General features: G+C 70.9%; 10 protein-coding genes. 6 read left to right on the top strand and 4 right to left on the bottom strand.

The features are described from left to right. Positions 1-3 precede the first annotated feature (3 nt). Entirely contained in the window at positions 4-1,923 is a 1,920-nt protein-coding gene (locus tag EOD73_RS14010) for a sigma-54-dependent Fis family transcriptional regulator (RefSeq protein WP_127683653.1), read from the bottom strand. A 294-nt stretch (positions 1,924-2,217) separates the two neighbouring features. Here EOD73_RS14010 and exaC point away from each other — a divergent pair, with 294 nt between their 5' ends. Together exaC and EOD73_RS14020 are read left to right on the top strand one after the other, a co-directional pair. Further along, the gene (exaC, locus tag EOD73_RS14015) at positions 2,218-3,738 is read left to right on the top strand and encodes an acetaldehyde dehydrogenase ExaC (protein WP_127683654.1); all 1,521 of its coding nucleotides are present in this window, start codon (positions 2,218-2,220) and stop codon (positions 3,736-3,738) included. Between the two features lie 83 nt (positions 3,739-3,821). After that, complete coding sequence (locus tag EOD73_RS14020; protein ID WP_127683655.1) at positions 3,822-6,149, top strand: CHASE domain-containing sensor histidine kinase; 2,328 nt, start codon at positions 3,822-3,824, stop codon at positions 6,147-6,149. Here EOD73_RS14020 and EOD73_RS14025 read toward each other — a convergent pair. After that, positions 6,127-6,984, bottom strand: coding sequence for an alpha/beta fold hydrolase (locus EOD73_RS14025; protein ID WP_127683656.1), 858 nt, complete (start codon positions 6,982-6,984; stop codon positions 6,127-6,129). The two genes, EOD73_RS14020 and EOD73_RS14025, sit on opposite strands and share 23 nt — an antisense overlap. Positions 6,985-6,993: 9 nt before the next feature. Continuing rightward, positions 6,994-7,461, bottom strand: a complete 468-nt coding sequence (locus EOD73_RS14030) for a YciI family protein (protein WP_164846084.1) — start codon at positions 7,459-7,461, stop codon at positions 6,994-6,996. A gap of 124 nt (positions 7,462-7,585) precedes the next feature. Here EOD73_RS14030 and EOD73_RS14035 point away from each other — a divergent pair, with 124 nt between their 5' ends. Beyond that, on the top strand, positions 7,586-8,446 hold the full coding sequence (locus tag EOD73_RS14035) for a substrate-binding periplasmic protein (RefSeq protein WP_164846085.1): 861 nt from the start codon (positions 7,586-7,588) through the stop codon (positions 8,444-8,446). Between the two features lie 22 nt (positions 8,447-8,468). Here EOD73_RS14035 and EOD73_RS14040 read toward each other — a convergent pair whose 3' ends face one another. Continuing rightward, positions 8,469-10,217 carry a carbohydrate-binding protein gene (locus EOD73_RS14040; RefSeq protein ID WP_127683658.1) on the bottom strand — a complete coding sequence of 583 codons (1,749 nt, stop codon included), beginning with the start codon at positions 10,215-10,217 and terminating at the stop codon, positions 8,469-8,471. 264 nt (positions 10,218-10,481) lie between these two features. On the opposite strand from EOD73_RS14040, the gene EOD73_RS14045 reads away from it, so the two are divergent. From EOD73_RS14045 to EOD73_RS14055, 3 genes are all read left to right on the top strand, one after another. Next, positions 10,482-12,458 (top strand): peptidase U32 family protein, encoded by a 1,977-nt coding sequence (locus EOD73_RS14045; protein ID WP_127683659.1) that lies wholly within the window; start codon positions 10,482-10,484, stop codon positions 12,456-12,458. Positions 12,459-12,493: 35 nt separating this feature from the next. Further along, complete coding sequence (locus EOD73_RS14050; RefSeq protein WP_127683660.1) at positions 12,494-12,871, top strand: VOC family protein; 378 nt, start codon at positions 12,494-12,496, stop codon at positions 12,869-12,871. A 179-nt stretch (positions 12,872-13,050) separates the two neighbouring features. Then, entirely contained in the window at positions 13,051-16,011 is a 2,961-nt protein-coding gene (locus EOD73_RS14055) for a TonB-dependent receptor (RefSeq protein WP_127683661.1), read from the top strand. The last annotated feature ends 131 nt before the right edge of the window (positions 16,012-16,142 follow it).

Here is a 16,142-nt window from a genome sequence, read left to right on the forward strand (position 1 = left end):
GGTTCAGCCCTTTCTGGCCAAACGGCGGTACAGGGTGTTGCGGCTCACGCCCAAGCGGCGCGCCGCCTCCGACAGGTTGCCGCCGCTGCTGGCCAACACCTCGTCGATGACCTGTGCCGTGTGCGTGCGCAGGTCGCTGCCGGGCTCGCCGCCGGCCCGCGCAGGCGCGTCGTCCAGGGCCAGGGCTTCCAGCAGGTCGTCGCTCAGGTGCTGGCGCTCAAGCTGGGTGTCGTCGGGGTCGCTCAAGGCCACGGCGGTGCGCAGCACATTGGCCAGTTGGCGCAGGTTGCCCGGCCAGCGGTAGCGGGCGAAGGCCTGGGCCAGCGCCGGGCTCAGGGCCAGCGCGCGGCCTGGGGCCAGTTCGGCCAGCATCTGCGCGACCAGCGCGGGCAAGTCGCTGCGTTCGCGCAGGGGCGGCAGGGTGAGCGTCAGGCCGTTCAAGCGGTAGTACAGGTCCTCGCGGAAGCGGCCGGCGGCCACCTCGTCGGCCAGGCGGCGGTGCGTGGCGCCCACCAGCGCGAAGTCCACGTCCACCGGCTTGCCACCGCCCAGGGGCACGACCTGGCGGTCTTGCAGCACGCGCAGCAGGCGCGCCTGCAAGGGCAAGGGCATGTCGCCGATCTCGTCCAAGAACAACGTGCCGCCGTGCGCCTCGCGCAGGCGCCCGGGCGCGCCCTCGCGGCAGGCGCCGGTGAAGGCGCCAGGGCGGTAGCCGAAGAGCTCGGCCTCGATCAGGCCCTCGGGCAGGGCCGCGCAATTGACGGCCACGAAGGGCTGCGCACGGCGGGCGCTGCAGGCATGCACGGCGCGGGCCATCAGCTCTTTGCCCACGCCCGACTCGCCCTGCAGCAGCAAGGGGATGGGGCGGTCCATCACGCGCCGGGCTCGGGCCAAGGCGGCATGCAGCGCGGCATCCCCCGTGTCCAGGGCGCTCAACGCGTCCATGGCCGGGGCGGGGGACGGGACGGGGGCGGCGCGCACCGCATGGGCGGGTGGCGCGCGCTCGCCGTCCAGGCGCAGCCACAGCACGCTGCCGTCGGCACGCCGCAAGGCCTGTGGGGTGTGGCGCGCGCGGCGCAGGGTGGCCAGGTCCAGGCCCAGCAGGCGCTCCACGCCCAGCGTGCCGATGGCCGCGCGCGCCAGGCCCAGGCCTTCCAGGGCCGCCGAGTTGGCCCCCACGACCCAGCCGTCTTCCGACAGCGCCAACAGGCCTTCGGTCACCGTGCCCAAGCCCTCGGGCTGGACGTGCAGGCGCAGGTGCAGGCCCTGGCCGTGCCGGGCGAGAAACAGCTGGTGCTCGACCATCCGCGCGCCCGAGCGCACCAGGCCCAGGGTGTGGCGGTGGTAGCCCCGGCGGTCGCCGGAGATGTCGATCACGCCCAGCAACTGGCCGTTCGGGTCGGCGATGGGCGCGGCCGCGCAGGTGAGGAAGCCGTTGCGCGCCAGGTAGTGCTCGCCGCCGTGCACGACCACGGCACTGCCCTCGGCCAAGGCGGTGCCAATGGCGTTCGTGCCGCGCCACTGTTCGCTCCAAATGGCGCCAGGGCGCAGGGCCACGCGCGCCGCGCGGTCGGCAAAGCCGTCGTCGCCCATCGCGTGCAGCAGCATCCCTTGCGGGTCGGCCAGGATCACCAGGCTGTCGCTGTCGCGGATCTGCTCGTGCAAGAAGGCCATGACGGGCTGCGCGTGGGACACCAGCGCGCGGCGGTGCTCCAGCGCCCGCGCCAACTGCGCGGCCGAGGCATGCGGCGCCCCCGACGAGCGCCCCTGCGGCGCCAGGCCGAATTGGTGGCTGCGCGCCCAGCTTTGCCGCAGCTGGGGCGACAGCAAGGCGTCGGACAACTCGCCCGTCTCCAGCCATTGGCGGCGCGCCGCGCGCACGCGGTCGGTGGGGTTGCGCAGGGTCAGCGAGCGGGGGGCCATGGGCACGGGGAGGGGACGCCAGGGCCTGGACCGTACCCCGGGCCGGCCCGGCTGCCAAGCCCTTGCGCCACGCAACGCGGTCGACTGTTCCGTTTTGGAACAGGGGCGTGGCAACGCGCCCATCCTGGCTCAGGGTTGCCCCGCAAACCGCGCCGGACTTGCCGCGCCGGTGGCCGCTCTCGCGCCGTTCGCGCCCTGGCACGGCGCGTGCACTGAAGGGGCACCGGTGGCCGCCGGCGCCCGAACCGCCTGGCCCCGACCCCGTTCGTGTTCACCCCCCTTCAGGAGACCCCCATGCTGTACGCCGCCCCCGGCACCCCCGGTGCCAAGATCGCTTACCAAGCCCGTTACGACAACTTCATCGGCGGGCGCTTCGTGCCGCCCGTCGAGGGCCGCTACTTCGACGTCGTCACGCCCATCAACGGCCAGGTCTACACGCAGGCGGCCCGCTCGAGCGAGCGCGACGTGGAACTGGCGCTGGACGCCGCGCACGCCGCGGCCGCCGGCTGGGCCGCGGTGGCCCCGGCCGACCGGGCCAACGTGCTGCTCAAGATCGCCGACCGCATCGAGCAGAACCTGGAGCTTTTGGCGTACGCCGAGACGGTGGACAACGGCAAGCCCATTCGCGAAACGCTGAACGCCGACATCCCGCTGTGCGCCGACCACTTCCGCTACTTCGCCGGCTGCGTGCGGGCGCAAGAAGGCGCGCTGAGCCAGATCGACGGCCACACGGTGGCCTACCACTTCCAAGAACCGCTGGGCGTGGTCGGGCAGATCATTCCCTGGAACTTCCCGCTCTTGATGGCCGCTTGGAAGCTGGCCCCCGCGCTGGGCGCCGGCAACTGCGTGGTGCTCAAGCCCGCCGAAAGCACGCCCATCAGCATCTTGGTCTTCGTCGGCCTCATCGCCGACCTGCTGCCCCCGGGCGTGCTCAACGTGGTCAACGGCTACGGCCGCGAGGCCGGCACGCCACTGGCCACCAGCAAGCGCATCGCCAAGATCGCCTTCACCGGCTCCACGGCCACGGGCAAGGTCATCGCCCAGGCTGCGGCGGCCAACCTGATCCCGGCCACGCTGGAGCTGGGTGGCAAGAGCCCCAACGTGTTCTTCGACGACGTGATGGCCCACGACGACGCCTTCTTGGACAAGGCCATCGAAGGCCTGGTGCTGTTCGCCTTCAACCAGGGCGAGGTGTGCACCTGCCCCAGCCGCGCGCTGATCCAAGAGAGCATCTACGACCGTTTCATGGACCGCGCCTTGAAGCGCGTGGCGGCCATCAAGCAAGGCAGCCCGCTGGACACCGACACCATGATGGGCGCGCAGGCCTCGGCGCTGCAGATGGACAAGATTTTGGGTTACCTGGCCCTGGGCCGTGAGGAGGGCGCGCAGCTGCTGTGCGGCGGTGGGCGTGCGCAGCTGGGCGGCGACCTGGCCGAGGGCTATTACATCCAGCCCACGCTGTTCAAGGGCCACAACGGCATGCGCATCTTCCGGGAGGAGATCTTCGGCCCCGTGCTGGCCGTCACCACCTTCAAGGACGAGGCCGAGGCCCTGCAGATCGCCAACGACACACCCTACGGCCTGGGGGCTGGCGTGTGGACGCGCGACGGCAGCCGCGCCTACCGCATGGGCCGCGCCATCCAGGCCGGCCGGGTGTGGACCAACTGCTACCACGCCTACCCGGCGCACGCCGCCTTCGGCGGCTACAAGGAGTCGGGCATCGGGCGCGAGACGCACAAGGCCATGCTCGACCACTACCAACAAACCAAGAACCTGCTGGTGAGCTACTCGCCCAACGCGCTCGGCTTCTTCTGAGGCCGCCTGCCCCCCGGGGTCGGCCGGCCCCGGGTTTGTGGCGGGCTGGGCGCCGGCGGGGGGCTGGAATACTTGGGCGGCCCATGCGCCCCACCGACCCCCGCCCCGACTCCCGCCCCGACCACCCCCAGCGCCGCTGGCGCGACGGCGTGGCGGTGCTCGTCGTGGTGGCCCTGGGATGGAGCGCCACGGCCCTGGTGTACCGCTCCATGCGCGAGGCCGAGTCGCAGCGCTTGCAAGCGCGCACCGAGGCCGCCGCCGGCGAGGTGCTCGGTCGCGTCGAGCAGCAGCTGCACCGCACCGTGGAGGCAGCGCGCAGCGCCGCCCTGATGGTGGAGGCGCAGCCGGCCCTCACGCGCGCGGCCTTCATGCGCTATGCCGCCCAACTGGCCAGCGCACTGCCGGCCGTGGGCATGCTCGAGTGGCAGCCCCTGGTGCCCGGCGCGGAGCGCGCGGCCTTCGAGCAGCGCGCCCGCGAGCAGGGCCTGCTGGACTTCTCGATCAAGGAGCCGTCGGCCGATGGCTTGACCTGGGAGGCGGCCCCGCGCCGCGAGCGCTACGTCCCCATCCTGTACGGCTGGCCCGAGGGCAAGTCGCCCTTGGGCTTCAACCTCGCCAACGACCCGGTGCGCATGGCCTCGAAGGACGAGGCGGCCCGGCGCGGGCGCCCGCTGGCCTCGGGCAGCTTCCCGGTGCTGCGGCAAGACATCGGCGGCGGCAGCGTCATGGGGTTTGCCATCACCGCGCCAGTGATGGAGGGCGAGCCCGGCCCACAAGGGCAAGGGGTGCCACTGGGCTTCCTGGCGGCCGTGGTCGAGCTGCCCGCGCTGTTCGCGCCGGTGATGGCGCAGGCCCAACGGGCGCGCATGGACCTGTGGCTGTTCGAAGGGCGCCAGCCGCAAGGTCGGCCGCTGATCAGCAGCCCGGGCGCCACCCCCTTGCCTAGCACGGCCAGCGAGGCCCAGGCCTTGCAGCGCGTGAGCGCGCTCGACGTGGCCGGCCGAGCCTGGACCCTGGTGCAGCAGCCCCAGGCCAGCCTGCTGCGCGAAGGCACCGGCACGCTGCCCACCGTGGTGCTGGGCCTGGGTGCCATGGCCTCGCTCCTGCTGGGGGCGGCCTTGCACCGCCTGCTGCGCGAGCGCGCGCTGGCCCAAGCCGCCCGCGCCACGCTGGCGCGCGAGCGCCAGCGCCTGAGCGACGTGCTGGACGGCACGCGCGCGGCCGCCTGGGAGCACGACTTCGCCACGGGCGAGACGCACGTCAACGCGCATTGGGAGCGCCTGGCCGGCTACGCACCGGGCGAGCACCCGATCGGGGCGGGCTACCACTGGCGCGACGACTGCCACCCCGACGACGCCCCGGCTGTGGCCGAGGCCTTGCGACGGCACTTCGCGGGCGAGACCGAGGCCTACGAAATGGAGTACCGCCACCGCCACAAGACGCAGGGCTGGGTCTGGGTGCTGGCCCGGGCCAAGGTGCTCACGCGCGACGCCGAAGGCCGGCCGCGCATGATGGCGGGCACGCTGGTGGACGTCCAAGCCCGCAAGGAGGCCGAGGCACGCATCCAGGCCCTGAACGCGACGCTGGAGGCCCGCGTCGAGGCCCGCACCGCCGAGCTGACGCGGGCGCTGGCCTCCTTGAACGACTCGCGCGAGGCGCTGGCGCGCACCGAGGTGCGCGCCACGCTCGACACCTTGGTGGCCAACGTGGCCCAGCAGCTGCACACGCCGCTGGGCAACAGCGTGATCGCGGTGCAGAACCTCAGCGACCGCAGCCGCGAGCTGCACGAGCGCTTGGACGGCCCGCTGCGCCGCCGCGAGTTGGTCGAGTTTGTCGACCAGGTGCAGGCCAACGCCGAGCTGGCCCAGCGCAACCTGGCGCGGGCCACGCACCTGCTCGACACCTTCCGCCAGGTGGCCAGCGCGCCGGCGGGCGAGCAGGCCCGCACCATCGACCTGCGCGAGTGGCTGGGCGCCCTGAGCGACACCCTGGCCCACTCGCAGCGCCTGCAGCCCCACGCGCTGACGCTGGACATCCCCGAAGGCCTGCGCCTGCTCACGGCCCCGGGCCTGTTGGGCCAGGTGCTGACCCAGTTGCTGCAGCACCTGGCCACGCACGCCTTCCCGGCGGGCCACCGCGGTCAATTGCTGCTGCGCGCCCACGAGGCCGATGGGCACCTGATCTTGAGCCTGGGCGACGACGGCCCGGGCCTGCCGCCGGACAGCGAGAACGGCCTGTTCGCGCCCTTGCTGCACCGCACCGGGGCCGACGGCCGCACCCCCCTGGGCTTGGCCATCGCCGACCAGCTGCTGCGGCAGGACCTGGGCGGCAGCCTGCGCGTGGTGGGGCTGCCGGGGCCGGGGACGCGCTTCGAGATTCGCCTGCCGCTCAGCGCGCCGCCTGCGCGCTGAGCCAAGCGCGCAGCACGCGCTCGGTGCCCGCCGGGTCGTCCCGCCAGGGCCCGTGCCCCACGCCCGGGAAGCGGACGATCTCGCGCCAGGGCGCGGGCAAGGCGCCGAAGATGAGCTCGGCATCCTCCATGGGCGTGACGGGGTCTTCGTCACCGGCCATCACCAGCACGGGGCACTGCACGGCGGCAAGGCCCGGCAGCAGGTTCATGTCGCGCTGCTCGCCCCCGGCCGAGGCGAAGAGGATCTCGGGCCGAAAGCGCATGCGCGAGCGGCCGTCGGCGTCCTGGGGGGTGGTGTTGTAGAGGTGGCGGCAGAGGCGGTCGTAGGTGGCCCAGGTGTCGGCGTTGGGCTGGGCCCAAAAGGCCTGCGCCGCCGCCCCCGCCTCGGGGCCGCCACGCCGGGCGAAGCCGGCGACCTTGCCGGCCAGGTTGTAGCGGGGCGCGGTGCTGCTCAACACCGCCGCCCGCGGGTGGCCCGGGTGGCGTGCTAGGTAGCGCTGCACCACGAAGCCCCCAAAGCTCTGGCCCAGCACGATGGGACGCTCGATGCCCAGGACTTGGCACAGGCGGACCAGGTCGTCGGCGTGCGTGTCCAGGGTCCACTCCGAGGCGGGCCGCGGGTCGCTGCGCCCGTGGCCGCGCTGGTCCAGGTACAGCACCTGGACTTGGTCGGTGAAGCGCGAAAAGTAGGGCTTGAAGGCCGAGTGGTCGAAGCCCGGTCCCCCGTGCACCAGGATCAGCGTGGGCTTCTCTTGCCACTGGGGCCCCGCGGGCACGTGGCTGGCCCCGTCGATGTCGACGAACAGGCGCACCCCGGGTTCGATCTCAACGCGCATCGCTCGGTCTCACATCGGTTTGGCGGTCAGCTTCGGCCCCAGTTCGGGGATGAGCATCAGCGCGGCGCTGCTGTAAAAGCGGTGGTACTCGGCCACCATCTCGCCCTGGGCGATCACGGGGTCGGTGGCCACGTGGGCCTTGGCGCTGTCGATGTCGGGCACCGCCATCACGAACAGGCCGCGCCGGCCTTGCTGCCCGTCCAGCGGGCCGGCCATGACCAGGACCCCGGCCTCGGCCAGGCGCTTCATGTTGGCAAAGTGGCCGCGGAACATGGCGTCGCGGGCCTCGCCCTTGGGCACGGGCGTTTCGCTGCTCTTGAGCAGCACCAGCACGTAGGCGCGCATGCCGTTCTCGTTGGCGCCAGTGCGCTGGGCCAAGGCCGGGTCGAAGGCGGCCGCGGGGGCGGTCTGCGCGAGCGCAGGGACGGACAGGGCGAGCGCCATGGCGGCGCCGACCAGCGAAGCAAGGGGGCGCATCGGCGGCTCCCAGGGTGGAAGGAAAGACAAGCGTAGCGCCGCGGCCACGGCGCGGGGCACGGTGCGCACCCGAGGGCAAGGCGCGGCCCAGAATCGGTCGGTCCAAACCTGCAAGGGGGGCGGCATGGCCGAATCAACACGGTGGCGCGGGGCGCTCGCCCTGGCGCTGGGGATGGGGCTGGGGGCCAGCGCCGCGGCCGCGGCCGATCGCGTGCGCATTTGCTTCGACGTCGACCGCCAGTCGGTGCACCGCTACCAAGACGCCGCCGGGCAGTGGCACGGCGCCGCCTTCGACCTGACCCGGCTGGCCTTGCAGCGCGCCGGCCTGCAGGCCGAGTGGTTGCCGCTGCCTTGGGCCCGCTGCCTGCGCGAGGTCACCGAGTACGCGTCGCGGCAACAGGTCGAGATGCTGATGTTCGCCAGCCCCAGCCCCGAGCGCGAGCAGGCCCTGTGGCCCAGCGCGCCCTTGCACGCCGACGAGGGGGGCGTTTGGTACGCCAAAGCCCGCCTGCCCGAAGGCCCGGCGTGGCGCAGCCGCGCCGACCTCAAGCGCTTCACCCTGTGCGGCATGAACGGTGGCAACTTCCAGTGGCTCGCCGATTGGGGCGTCACCGGGCCCGATTTCAAGCCACTGAGCTTGCAGTCGGCCTTGCTGATGGTGCAACGCGGCCACTGCGAGCTGTTCTTGTTCGCGCGCCAACCGGTGGAAGGCGCGGTGCGCCTCGGCCACCTGCAGCTGCCCGACGGCCTGGCCTTCGAGCCCTACCCCGACCACGCCAGCGTCACGCAGCACCTGATGCTGGCCCGCGGCAACCCCGCGGCCCCAGCCCTGTTGGCACGCCTGAACGCTGCGCTCACGGCCCTGCACCGCAGCGGCGAGTCGGAGCGGATCTACCGCCGCTACCTGCCTGGCGGCACGGGGCTGAAGGACACGGGGCGCGCCCTCCAGCCCCCGCTGCCACCGCCGGTCGCGCCGCGCCGCTGAGGGGCAGCGCGGCGCGCGGGTTTCAGCGCCAGGGCGCGTTCTGCAGCGCCGGGTCGTCGGGCAGGCCGGTCATGGCCGACACCTTCTTGCCGATGCTGCCCGGCGAAGCCAGCGCCGCGCTGCCGCAGGCCCCGCTCGCCGTCTTCAGCGCTTGCCACAGCATGGCGCCGTCGCGCGGGTTGCGGTTGGGCAGGGTGCTGGTGACGACGGCGCCCAAGTAGCGCTCCACCGAGTAGGCCTGATTGACCGTGGCCCCGTAGGAGTTCTTCAGGTTCACCGAGCCGGTGCACTGCGCGTCGGCGTTGTTCACCACGAGCTGCCCCCCGGCCCAGCCCTCGGGCGCGGTTTCGAAGCCGATCGACACGATGGTGCTGCTGGGGAAGAGCTGCCGGTACTGCTTCCACGCGGTCACACCGTCGTAGTTCTCGTAGCGGGCGTCGTAGCTCATGATGTTCACGAGCTGGAAGGCGGCGGCCAAGGCCGGGTAGCTGTTCACCAGCTGGCGCTCCAGCCCGGCCTTGCCGCCCCAGTAGCTGACGCCCACCCCGGCGCACTGCGGGTGGTTGGCGGTGTTGGCCGTGCAGTCGGCCCCCGTGGACCAGGCCGCCACGCTGAGGATGCGGCCGCCGCCGGCCAGGTCCACCGCCTTGCGCATGGCCTTGACCGCGCCGGCGTAAGCGTCCAGGCCCTCGATTTCGAAGTCCACGTCCAGGCCGTCGAAGCCCAGGTCCTGCATGACCTGGGCCAGCGCGTTGATGGTGGCGCCGCCGCCGGCGTGGCCTTCGGCCGCCAACTGCGCCCAGTTGTTGTAGGTGGCACCGCCCACCGCCAGGATGACCTTGATGTTGCGGGCGTGCAGCACGTCGATCGCGGCCTTGATGTCCGAGGGCCGGCCGTTGAAGTTGATGCCCGTGCCCGACCAGTTGTTGGCCGCCAGGCCGCCCCAGCGGAAGTCGGGCTGCGCGAAGGCCACCACCACGTGCGTGTAGTTGGCGGGGATGCGCGCCAGCTGGCTGGCCTGGAAAACCTGGTTCAACGTCTTGCCGGTGGCGTCGAACCAGTTGTCGCTCCACGAGGGGTAGTACACCGTGTAGGCACGGCCGGCCTGCGACGCGGACTTGGCCGCGGGGTCGCTGAGGCCGGGCGCGGGCGCCGGGGCGGGCGAGGGGGACGGTGCCGGGGAGGGCGATGGGCTGGGGGCCGGGCTGGGCGACGGGCTCGGCGCCGGGCTGGGCGACGGGCTCGGCGCCGGTGTGGGGGCCGGCGCGGGCGCGCTGCCCACGGCCGTCCAGGGCTTGCCGCTGCCCGTGGGGCCGTTGTTCAGCGCAGGGTCCTCGCCCTTCGTCCACCAGTTGGCCTTGTAGGTCGTGCCGTTGCGGGTCACGGTTTGGCCGCCGGTGTAGGCGGTGTTGGCGTCCCAACTGCCGGTGGCCGGGGCCGGGGCCGGCGTTGGTGCGGGGGCGGGCGCCGGGCTTGGGCTGGGCGCGGGGGCCGGCGCGGCGCCGTCCACCGGGGTCCACAGGCTGGCCACGCTCGGGTTCCAGCCCGTGCCCGTCCAGTCGGTTTGGCTGACCACGGCGCGGTACAGCTTGCCTTGGTAGGACACCACGGTGCCGGCCACGTAGTAGGTGTCGGGCGCCCAGGCGGGAACGGTTTGCGCCAGCGCGCTGGTGGCCAGGGTCAGGGCGGCCAGGGCATGGGCGGCGCGGCGCACGGCGCGGCGCGCGCCCGGCGGCAGGGGCGGGGGGGTCAAGGGGCGAAGGGCGTTCATGGGCACAGGCTCCGGGAGGATGGGGGGGGTTGATGGAATCGGGAACAACACCTCGCGCCTCGGTGGTATTTAGGTGGTAGCAAACCAGTTTCGATCGCCCAACTGCGCGATTACACCCATGAAGCGCCGCCACAGTGTGGCCAAATTCAGCGTAACAAACGGCGTCCGTGCGTTGCAAGCGGTATTCGATTGGAATACTGGTTTCTTACTGGTATGTCCCTACCGGTGCTGGCGAGGGCGCGGGGCGGCTTCCTAAAATGCCGCATGACCGCCGCGCACCGCCTCGAGCTCCTTGCCCCCGCCCGCGACGCCGACATCGGCATCGAGGCCATCACCCACGGGGCCGACGCCGTCTACATCGGCGGCCCGGGCTTCGGCGCCCGGGACAAGGCCGGCAACCCGATCGAGGACATCGAGCGCCTGGTGCGCCACGCGCACCGCTTCCACGCGCGCATCTTTGTCACGATGAACACCATCCTGCGCGACGACGAGCTCGAAGGCGCGCGCCGCCAGGCCTGGCAGCTCTTTGAGGCCGGCGTGGACGCCCTCATCGTGCAGGACATGGGCCTGCTGGAGTTGGACCTGCCGCCCATCCAGCTGCACGCCAGCACGCAAACCGACATCCGCACGCCCGAGAAGGCGCGCTTCCTGCAAGACGTCGGCTTCAGCCAGATGGTGCTGGCGCGCGAACTGGACCTGCGCCAGATCCAGGCCATCCGTGCGCAGGTGAACGACGCCGTGCTGGAGTTCTTCGTCCACGGCGCGCTGTGCGTGGCCTACAGCGGCCAGTGCTACATCAGCCACGCCATGACGGGTCGCAGCGCCAACCGCGGCAGCTGCAGCCAGGAGTGCCGCCAGCCCTTCACCGTGCGCGACGCGCAGGGCCGCATCGTGGCGCACGACCAGCACGTGCTCAGCCTCAAGGACAACGACCAGTCCGCCAACCTCGAAGCCCTGATCGACGCCGGCATCCGCAGCTTCAAGATCGAAGGCCGCTACAAGGACATGGCCACGGTCAAGAACGTCACGGCCCATTACCGGACCCTGCTCGACGCGATCGTCGAACGCCGCCCCGCGCTCCAGCCCACCAGCCACGGCCGCTGCAGCTACACCTTCACCCCCGAGCCCGAGCAGGCCTTCAACCGCGGCGGCACCGACTACTTCGTCCACGGCCGCCAAATCGACATCGGCGCCTTCGACACGCCCAAGCACGCCGGTTTGCCGCTGGGCTTCGTCGCCAAGGTGGGCGATGCCTGGTTTGACGTGGACACCGAGAGCCCCGAGCGCGTGCTGCACAACGGCGACGCGCTGACCTGGCGCGACCGCCAGGGCGAGCTGCAGGGCGTGCCCGTGAACGTGGCCGAGCCCCTGGGGGGCAGCCGCTGGCGCGTGCACCCCAACCTGTCCAAGGACCAGGCCTTCGGCGATTTGAAGGACTTGTTCCCCGGCACCGCGTTGAACCGCAACCGCGACATGGCCTGGGAGCGCCTGCTGGCCAAGCCCTCGGCCGAGCGCCGCATCCCGGTCGACCTGACCCTGGCGCAAACCGCCGACGGCTTCGAGTTGGCCCTGAAGGACGCCCACGGCCACAAGGCCGCGGTGCGCTTGACCCATGCCCACGAGCCGGCGCGCGACGCGGCCCAGGCCGAGAAGGCCCTCAAAGAAGGCCTGGCCAAGCTGGGCGGCACGCTCTTCGAGGCCCGCCGCGTGCGCCTGAGCCTGCAGCAACCCTGGTTCTTGCCGGCCGGCGTGCTCAACGCGCTGCGCCGCGACGGCATCGCCGCCTTGGAGGCGGCGCGCGCCGCCGCCTTCGAGCGCCTGCCGCGCGCGGCCGAGGTGCAGCCGCCCGTGCCCTACCCGGAAGACACACTGAGCTACCTGGCCAACGTCTACAACGGCCAGGCCGCGAAGTTCTACGCCCGCCACGGCGTGAAGGTGATCGGCGCCGCCTACGAGAGCCACGAGGCGCTGGGCGAGGCCTCGCTGATGATCACCAAGCACTGCGTGCGCTTCAGCTTGAGCCTGTGCCCCAAGCAGGCCAAGGGCGTGACCGGCGTGCAAGGCACGGTGCGCGCCGAGCCCATGACCCTGCAGCACGGCGACGACGTGTTCACCCTGCGCTTCGACTGCAAGCCTTGCGAAATGCACGTCGTCGGCAAGATGCAAAAGCACGTGCTCAAGGCCCTCAAGGCCGAGCCCGTCACCTTCTACAAAACGCGCCCCTCGACCTCGGCCGCCTGAGCGCGTAGGCTGGCCCCTTTCGGGAGGGCCCGCCCATGCGACTCGGTGCGTTTTCCATCAGCCTGAACGTCCAAGACCTGGCCGCCTCAAGGGCCTTCTACGAAAATCTCGGCTTCGCCGTGATCGCGGGCGAGGCCGCCCAGCGCTACCTGATCTTGCGCAACCCCGACGACGTGGTCATCGGGCTGTTTCAAGGGATGTTCGAGCGCAACACCCTGACCTTCAACCCGGGCTGGAACCAGCGCTGCGCCAACGTCGACCCCTTCACCGACGTGCGCGAGTTGCAAGCGCAACTGGTCGCGCAAGGCCTGGCGCCTGGCACCCCGGTGGACCCCAACGCGCGAAGCGGACCGGGCTATTTCACCCTGGTCGACCCCGACGGCAATCCCGTTCTGATCGACCAGCACCGCTGAAGCGGATGCACCGCCTTGGTGCAGGCCGTGCTCGCCGTTGCGCAAACGCCGCACCGGCGAGGTGCAGGGTTATCCACGAGTGACTGAAAGCCCTTTCATGACGAACATGAAAGCGCTTTCAGACGTTCGGGCGGGTTGAGCCGCACCGGACGCATGCCCGTCCACCGCAGGAGACCCCGATGACCCCGAACCCCCGTCGCGCCCGCTGCCCCCAGCGCCTCAAGCCCATCGCGCTCGCCTGCCTGACCGGCTTGCTGGGCCAGGCCGCCTTTGCCGCCGAACCGGAACCCCAGCAACTCGACACCGTCGTCGTCACGGGCATCCGCAAGAGCCTGGAAACCACGGTCAACCTGAAGCGCATGTCGCGCGGCCTGGTGGACGGCGTCGTGGCCGAGGACATCGGCAAGTTCCCCGACACCAACCTGGCCGAGTCGCTCAGCCGCATCAGCGGCGTGTCCATCGAGCGCAGCAATGGCGAAGGCACGCGCATCACGGTGCGGGGCATGGGCCCCGATCAAAACCTGGTGCTGCTCAACGGCCGCCAGATGCCCGGCTCCAGCTTCGACGGCGGCGCGCCCGCCTCGCGCTCCTTTGACTTCTCCAACCTCGCGTCCGACGGCATCGCCGCGCTCGAGGTCTACAAGACCAGCCGCGCCAGCAGCCCGACCGGCGGCATGGGCGCCACGGTCAACGTCCGCACCCAGCGCCCCTTCGACATCAAGCAGACCATCGCCCACGTCGGCGTGAAGCTGGTGAACGACGAGACGGCCCGCAACGTGCCCGCCGAGCAGCAGGGCAAGGCCGTCACGCCGGAATTGAACGCCATCTACAGCACGGTCAGCGCCGACGGGACCTTCGGCATCGCGCTCATGGGCACCTACCAAGAGCGCGACTCCGGCTACTCGTCGGCGGCCGTCACCAGCGGCTGGAAGACCTTCGACGGCAAGGTCGACAACGACTGGGGCGGTGGCAACGCCCAGTGGGGCGGCCTGCCCCCGGCCGCCTGGGGCGCCATCAAGAACCGCCCGGGCCCGAACTCGATCTACAGCGTGCCGCAGAACCTGAACTACGCCTTCACCGGCGTGCACCGCGAGCGCCTGAACGGCCAGATGGTCGTGCAGGTCAAGCCCGTGCAGGACGTGGTCGCCACCCTGGACTTTGTGATGTCGGAGCAGAAGTTCCGCCAGCGCCGCAACGACATCTCCGCCTGGTTCAACTACAACGGCCAGTTCGGCGAGTACCAAACCGGCTCGCCCTCCTCGCCCATCATCTACGGCGAGAACATGAGCGGCTCCGACGTCGCCATGGGCGGCTCGCGCACGCAGGTCAAGACCAAGAACCAGCAGGTCGGCTTGAACGTGAAGTGGAAGGCCAGCAACGAGCTGAAGTTCGACTTCGACATGCACAAGTCCTCGGCCACCTCGGGCGCCGACGACCCCCTGGGCACCAGCGTCGTGATGGGCACGGCCATGCTCAACCGCGGCAACACCTTTGTCGACTTCAGCAACAAGTTCCCGGTCTTGAACATCGAGGGCGGCGCGCTCGACGCCTCCTTGATGCAACTGCAAGGCTCGGTGTTCGGCAACAGCTACCAAAAGAACGAAGTCCAACAGCTGCAGACCAACGGCAACTGGAAGATCAACGGCGACAGCAGCTTGGACTTCGGCGTGGCCCTGACCGAGGTCAAGAACCGCTCGGCCTTTGCCAACGTGCAGCGTGACAGCTGGGGCGCCAACGCCGCCGGCGGCCCCGCGGCCCTGCCGGACAACCTCTTCACGGCGGCCTCGATCAGCCAGTACTTCAGCGGCATCCCGGGCGCCAACGACCCGCGCCTGTACAACCGCTTCTACACCTTCAACTTCGAGCAGTTGCGCGCCGCCGCCATCCAGGCCCTCGGCTCGGACAACCTGCTGAAGGCCTCGTTCAACTTCACCGACGACCTGCGCACGACCGAGAAATCGGACTCCGTCTACGGCCAGTACAACCTGGCCTGGGATTGGGGCGTGCCGATGGACCTGTCGGCCGGCCTGCGCTACGAGCGCACCAAGGTGCAGTCGCCGAGCGTGCAGTCCACGCCGACCGCCGTGCGCTGGACGGGCGACAACGAATTGGCCGTCATCTCCAGCGGCAGCAGCACCTCCTCGGGCTCGGGCAAGTACAGCTACGCCCTGCCGTCCATCGACTGGAGCGCCGACCTCACGGACGAGACCAAGCTGCGCCTGAGCTACGGCAAGACCATCGGGCGCCCGGGCTGGAACGCGCTGGGCGGTCGGGTCCTGAACAGCATCGCGCGCATCGACGGGGGCACCGGCGCCATCGGCAACCCCAACCTCAAGCCCCTGCAGTCGAACAACTTCGACCTCTCGGCCGAGCACTACTACGCCAAGAGCAGCTACGTCGCCCTGAGCTACTTCCTGAAGAAGGTCAAGGACTACAACGCGCCGGTCATCACCAACCAGACCATCGCAGGCCTCACCACCCCGGTGGGCGGCGCCTACTACCGGCAGGCCATCCAAACGGGCGGCTGCGCACCGACCGACTCGGGCTGCATCCGCCAGTGGATCTTTGCCAACCTGGCGGGCTCGCCGGGCGTGGACGTGGCCAACCGCAGCATCACGGGCCAGCCGGGCGACCCGCTGCTGGTGTTCAAGCTGGGCAGCTTCGAGAACAACGAGCGCAAGAGCCGTATCAACGGCATCGAGCTGAACGCGCAGCACATCTTCAGCGGCACCGGCTTCGGCCTGGGCGGCAACTTCACCAAGGTGAAGTCGGACCGCAGCTACGACAACAACAAGCCGGGGGCGCAAAGCGACGTGCTGCCGGGCATGGGCGACTCGGGCAACCTGGTCGGCTTCTACGAGAACGACACCTTCAGCGCCCGCCTGGCCTACAACTGGCGCGGCAAGTTCTTGGTGGCCAACTTCGGCGGCGTGGAAGGCGCCCAGCCCCTGTACGTTGAGCCCTATGGCCAGTTCGACTTGGCCCTGAGCTACAACCTGGACAAGAACCTGCGCCTGAGCTTCGAAGCCATCAACCTGACCGACCAGTACGTGCGCACCCACATGCGCAACGAGAACCAAATCGGCTCGGTGACGAAGCTGGGCCGCCGGTTCACGATCGGCGCGGTCTACAAGTTCTGAGCGATGGGGGGAGGCGACCTGCGGGTCGCCCCGCGGCGGCGAGCGCGCCCGCAGGTCGCAGGCGCTTCGTCACCGCGGACATCACTTGGGGGGCCGGCTGCAACCGGCCCTTTTTTCTTGGGGTCAAGCCG

This window comes from Inhella crocodyli, assembly GCF_004004565.1.
Taxonomy (GTDB): Bacteria; Pseudomonadota; Gammaproteobacteria; order Burkholderiales; family Burkholderiaceae_C; genus Inhella; species Inhella crocodyli.

What these genes read in the sequence shown, in the direction of transcription:
- EOD73_RS14035 (WP_164846085.1), top strand. Translation starts at nt 7,586, where the DNA reads ATGGCCGAATCAACACGGTGGCGCGGGGCGCTCGCCCTGGCGCTGGGG.
- EOD73_RS14010 (WP_127683653.1), bottom strand. Translation starts at nt 1,923, where the DNA reads ATGGCCCCCCGCTCGCTGACCCTGCGCAACCCCACCGACCGCGTGCGC.
- EOD73_RS14055 (WP_127683661.1), top strand. Translation starts at nt 13,051, where the DNA reads ATGACCCCGAACCCCCGTCGCGCCCGCTGCCCCCAGCGCCTCAAGCCC.
- EOD73_RS14025 (WP_127683656.1), bottom strand. Translation starts at nt 6,984, where the DNA reads ATGCGCGTTGAGATCGAACCCGGGGTGCGCCTGTTCGTCGACATCGAC.
- EOD73_RS14030 (WP_164846084.1), bottom strand. Translation starts at nt 7,461, where the DNA reads ATGCGCCCCCTTGCTTCGCTGGTCGGCGCCGCCATGGCGCTCGCCCTG.
- EOD73_RS14020 (WP_127683655.1), top strand. Translation starts at nt 3,822, where the DNA reads ATGCGCCCCACCGACCCCCGCCCCGACTCCCGCCCCGACCACCCCCAG.
- EOD73_RS14045 (WP_127683659.1), top strand. Translation starts at nt 10,482, where the DNA reads ATGACCGCCGCGCACCGCCTCGAGCTCCTTGCCCCCGCCCGCGACGCC.
- exaC (WP_127683654.1), top strand. Translation starts at nt 2,218, where the DNA reads ATGCTGTACGCCGCCCCCGGCACCCCCGGTGCCAAGATCGCTTACCAA.
- EOD73_RS14050 (WP_127683660.1), top strand. Translation starts at nt 12,494, where the DNA reads ATGCGACTCGGTGCGTTTTCCATCAGCCTGAACGTCCAAGACCTGGCC.
- EOD73_RS14040 (WP_127683658.1), bottom strand. Translation starts at nt 10,217, where the DNA reads ATGAACGCCCTTCGCCCCTTGACCCCCCCGCCCCTGCCGCCGGGCGCG.